The 4850-nt window shown below is 67.1% G+C and carries 3 protein-coding genes; all 3 read left to right on the top strand.

Annotation, left to right across the window (positions count from 1 at the left end; translation table 11 throughout):
- On the top strand, nt 1-1825 hold a 1825-nt coding region (locus JWR86_RS15450; RefSeq protein WP_299567217.1), incomplete at its 5' end, for a calcium-binding protein.
- Nucleotides 1826-1887: 62 nt separating this feature from the next.
- Nucleotides 1888-3645: a type I secretion system permease/ATPase gene (locus tag JWR86_RS15445; protein WP_299567215.1), complete on the top strand. Its 1758-nt coding sequence runs from the start codon at nt 1888-1890 to the stop codon at nt 3643-3645.
- A 12-nt stretch (nt 3646-3657) separates the two neighbouring features.
- Nucleotides 3658-4850 (top strand): cadherin-like domain-containing protein (locus JWR86_RS15440; protein WP_299567213.1); only part of this gene is annotated, 1193 nt, incomplete at its 3' end.

Genomic DNA, 4850 nt, shown 5'->3' with positions numbered 1-4850 from the left:
GGTCCAGGGGACGATCCGGATCAACGGCGTCACAAATGCCACCATCGATGACACTGACTACATCCTCGCCGAAGCCGCGGCGCCGCTCCCGGGAGCAACGAACGGTGCTGACACACTGACAGGCACCGACGGCAACGATGTGCTGGTCGGGCTTCTCGGCGCCGACACGATCATTGCTCAGGGCGGGGACGACACGATTGTCTGGAACGCGGGGGGCGGCGGCGCCGGGGATGGGCGTGACGTCGTCAACGGTGGCACGGAGGGAGCCGTCGGCGACACCTTTGTCGTCAACGGCAACGGCAGCGCTGAGACGTATAGCATCTACACGCGAACCGCTGCTCTCGCCCAAATTGCGGGGGCCGTCCTCGGCACTCTCAATCCGGCGACTGAAATCGTCATCCGTCGTCAAACCACCGGTGGGACGGACGTCATCGTCGCTGAACTGAGCGAGATCGAGGAGATCCGGATCAACGGTGTGGACCCGGCTGGTTCAACAGGGTCCGCGGGCGGTGCCGGTTCCGACACGTTCAACATCGTCGGCGACTTCACCGGGACCAGCCTGCGGCTCAATACCATCACCATCGATGGGGACGCCGGCGACGACACCGTCGACATCTCGGCGCTCCGCTCAGCCCATCGCATCGTCTTCCGGTCCAACGGCGGCAACGACACCATCGTCGGCACCTTGCGGGCGCAGGACGTGATCGAGCTGCCAGCCGGGGCGGCGGCGGGGGATTATCAGACCACGACCGTCGACGGCGTCACCAGGATGACCGGTCCTGGCGGCCACACGATCACCTACACGGCCGCGTCGGGCAGCTCGCCCGTCGTGCACGAAGACGGGGATGGGGAAGAGGAGGAGCACGGCCACTGCGAGGAAGCCGGCGGCGAGGACAGGCCCGGGGCGGGCACCGGCAACGCTTCGGTCGGGGTCACCCGAACCGGAACGGCGGGCCCGGACGTCCTGACCGGCACGGCCGGCGCGGACAACCTGATCGCATTCGCTGGCGACGACGTTCTCGTCGGTGACGATGCGGCGGACGCGATGCTGGGCGGTGATGGCGACGACTTCATCGACGCGGGCCGGGGCCGCGATGTCGTGACCGCAGGCAGCGGCAACGACCACGTCTTCGCCGGATCCGGGAGCGATGTGGTCTACGGCGACGACGGCAACGATCGCATCTTCGGCGGGGACGGGGATGACCTCCTCACCGCCGGGGCCGGTGACGACCAGGTGTTCGGAGGCGCGGGGAACGACATCTTCGCGGCGACCGCTGGGGACGGCAACGACACCTACTTTGGCGACGAAAGCGACGGCGGCACGGGCATCGATACGCTCGACATGTCCGCCATCACGACAAGTCTCGTCGTGAACCTCGGGGCCGGACCGCTCCTCAACGGCACGGTCACCGGGGCTGGAACGGACACGATCTGGGGGATCGAGAACGTCAATACCGGGTCTGGTGCGGACACGATCATCGCCAGCACGGTTTCCAACATCCTGAATGGCGGCGGCGGCGCGGATGTCTTCCGCTTCACGTCCGCCGCCGCAGCCCGCGGAGATACCATCCGGGGCTTTGAGCCTGGCGACGTCATCGACCTCTCGCAGATCGATAGCAACACCGGGGCGGCCGGGGACCAAGGCTTCACGCTCGTCACGAACGCCAGCTTCTCGGCGACGGGCCAGCTCGCGGTCACATTCGGCAGCAGTGACCAGGGTGACTTCACCCTGGTCCAGGGCAACACCGACGCCGATCTCGATGCCGAGTTCACCTTCCGCATCGAAGGCCACCACAATCTGAATGCCCAGAACGTCACACTTTGAGTGACCAGAGCCGGGGCGGATCCAACCGCCTCGGCTTCACTTCAGGCAGATGGGGGCCTCTCATGGCACGTTCGAAGGATCTCACCGGCGCGAAAAGACGTGAGCTTGCAAAACTTACGGGAGGGTTTCGTCGCGTTGCGCTCTTCCTGATTGCAATATCTGGCATCATCAACATCCTGGCCCTCACGGGCTCCCTCTACATGATGCAGATCTACGACCGGGCCTTGACGAGCGGCTCGATCCCCACGCTCGTCGCCCTCTCGCTGCTCGCGCTCGGTCTCTACGCCTTCCAGGGCGTGTTCGACGTGATCCGCTCACAGATCCTGATCCGGATCGGAGCCCGGGTCGATCAGGACGTCGCGCCTCTGGCTCACCGGGTCGCAATCGACATGCCCCGGTTCGGCTTTTCGACCTCGGAGGCCCTCGAACGCGGTCGCGACGTCGACACGGTGCGGGGCTTTCTCGGCAGTCCGGGGCCCGCGGCGCTGTTCGATCTTCCCTGGATGCCGGTCTTCCTGATCTTCGTCTATCTGCTCCATCCGATGCTGGGCACGCTCACCTTGTGCGGCGCCCTTGTCCTCACCGTCCTGACGGTTCTGAACGAGATCCTGACCCGGCGCCTGGCCGGCGAAACCCGGAAGGCCGGGCTGGTCCGCAACATGATCGCGGACTCAAACGCCAAGAATGCCGAAGTCCTCAAGGCCATGGGCTTCTCGGCTCGAGCCGTGTCGCGCTTCAATGAGGCGAACTCGGACCATGTCGGCCTGCAGACCCGTTCAAGCGACATCACGGGCACCTTCGCGGCCATCTCGCGCGTGCTGCGGATGCTGTTGCAGTCAGCGCTCCTTGGGCTCGGCGCCTTTCTCACCATCAAGGGCGAGCTCTCGGCCGGCGCCATCATCGCGGTGTCGGTCGCGGCAACGCGCGCCCTCGCCCCGGTTGATCAGGCGATCGGCAATTGGAAGCCGTTTGTGGCGGCCCGTCAGGCCTATTCGCGCCTGAAGGAGACCGTGACAGCGCTGGCCTCGGCCAATGAGCCGATGGCGCTGCCTGCTCCGTCGCGAAGCCTGTCGGTCGACAACCTGATGGTCGCGGTGCCTGGCAGCGGCCAGGTCGTCCTGGCCGAAATCGACTTCAGGCTCGAGGCCGGCCAGGCGCTCGGAATCGTCGGACCGAGTGCTGGCGGCAAGACCACGCTCGTCAAGGCGCTGACGGGCGTCTGGCCAATCGCACGAGGTCATGTCCGGATCGACGGCGCCGATCTGACCCAGTGGCCGGCGGAAGACCTCGGCGAACATCTGGGATACCTGCCGCAGGAGGTTGGGCTTCTGGACGGCACGATCCAGGACAACATCTCCCGCCTGGCAAACAGATGTGATCCGGCGGCCGTGATCGAAGCGGCGGAAGCGGCAGGCATCCACGAGATGATCCTGCGGCTCCCCGAGGGGTACCAGACAAAGCTCGGCCCGAATGGCATGTCGCTCTCAGCTGGGCAGCGCCAGCGCATAGGGCTCGCCCGAGCGCTGTATGGCCGGCCGTTTCTCGTCGTCATGGACGAGCCGAACTCCAATCTCGACGGAGAAGGGGAGCAGGCGCTCACCCGGGCCATCGAGGGCATCCGAGCCCGTGGCGGCATCGCCATCGTCGTGGCGCACAGGCCGAGCGCGCTCGCCGCAGTCGACCTCATCGCGGTGATCCAGAACGGCAAGCTCGCTGGCTTCGGCCGGAAAGAAGACGTGCTCGCTCCGCCTCGCGCACAGCAGGCGCCTCGCGGCGATGCCGCCATCATTCCGATGCACGCCGCTGGCGTTCCCGCGTAGCGAGGCCCCGTCATGATCAAGGTCCAGGCCACCCGTCAGCCGGTTGCGGAAACCGGGCCCGATCGAGCCTCGTTCGAAACCAAGGAGGACACGAAGAAGCCCGTGATACCGGGGCTTGTTCTGGGCCTCGTCGCCCTCGTGACGGCCATTCTGAAAGCCTCGGGACTCGGATCGAGCGAGACGCAGCCCGCGCCCGGGCCCGGGCCTGGGCCGAAGCCGACGCCCGATGGGACCTCAGGCACGCCGCTACGGGACACGATCGGGCCGGCGGAACCACCGGAGGCACTGGAGCCGCTCAAGCCCAGCAACGTCATCCGGCTTCCTCCGCACCCGCTGTCGCTGAGCGACCGAGACCTGATGATCGGGGGCGAAAGCTCGCGACCCTTCGACTTCAGCAGGATCAAGGGCTCGCCAGCGTCTGAACCGCCGGCCGGGATTGGCCCTTCATCAAACGACAACGGCGGCGCCACCACCGTCGTCGGCTCTCAGCCGTCCGGAGGCGGCAGCGGCGGTGGGGGCGGTGGCGGCGGCGGCGGCGGCGGCGGGAGCTCTCGCCCACCAGCCCAAGAGGACGGTCCCGGTTCTCGGCCCGGAGATCCGCAAAACCCGAACGCCCCTACGCCCACGACGCCGCTCGAGCCGCGACAACCCGATCGTCCGGTCGACGAGCGTTCGCGCAATCGCGCGCCCGCGGTCGCCGGCCCGGTGCAGCTGCGCGACATGGTCGGATGCCAGGCCTATTTCATCGCGGCATCCGCCCTTCTTTATGGCGCAACGGACGCAGACGGCGACACACTGAGCGCCCGCGACGTGACGATCTCCTCCGGGACGCTTGTTCCGGCCGAGGGCGGGTGGCTCTACACGCCCGAGAACGGCGAGGTCCGAGCCGTGACGCTGACCTACTCGATCAGCGATGGCGCGCTGAGCGTGGCCCAGCAGGCCTCCTTCAACATCGTGGACGCGCCGTCGGCCATCGGCACGGAAGGGCCCGACATCATCCTTGGGACCGAATGCGCCGACGTGATCGACGCCCGCGGAGGCGATGACATCGTGGACGCACGCGGCGGCAACGATGTCATCGAGGGCGGCGCCGGCGATGACCACCTGATCGCCGGCGCCGGCAACGACGTCGTCTTTGGTGGATCGGGGACTGACATCATCCTCGCAGGCGCCGGCAACGACATCGTATTCGCCGGATCCGGCGA

Source organism: Enterovirga sp., from assembly GCF_028290205.1.
GTDB lineage: Bacteria > Pseudomonadota > Alphaproteobacteria > Rhizobiales > Beijerinckiaceae > Enterovirga.
This window is presented reverse-complemented; position numbering and strand designations above follow the sequence as displayed.

What these genes read in the sequence shown, in the direction of transcription:
- JWR86_RS15445 (WP_299567215.1), top strand. Translation starts at nt 1,888, where the DNA reads ATGGCACGTTCGAAGGATCTCACCGGCGCGAAAAGACGTGAGCTTGCA.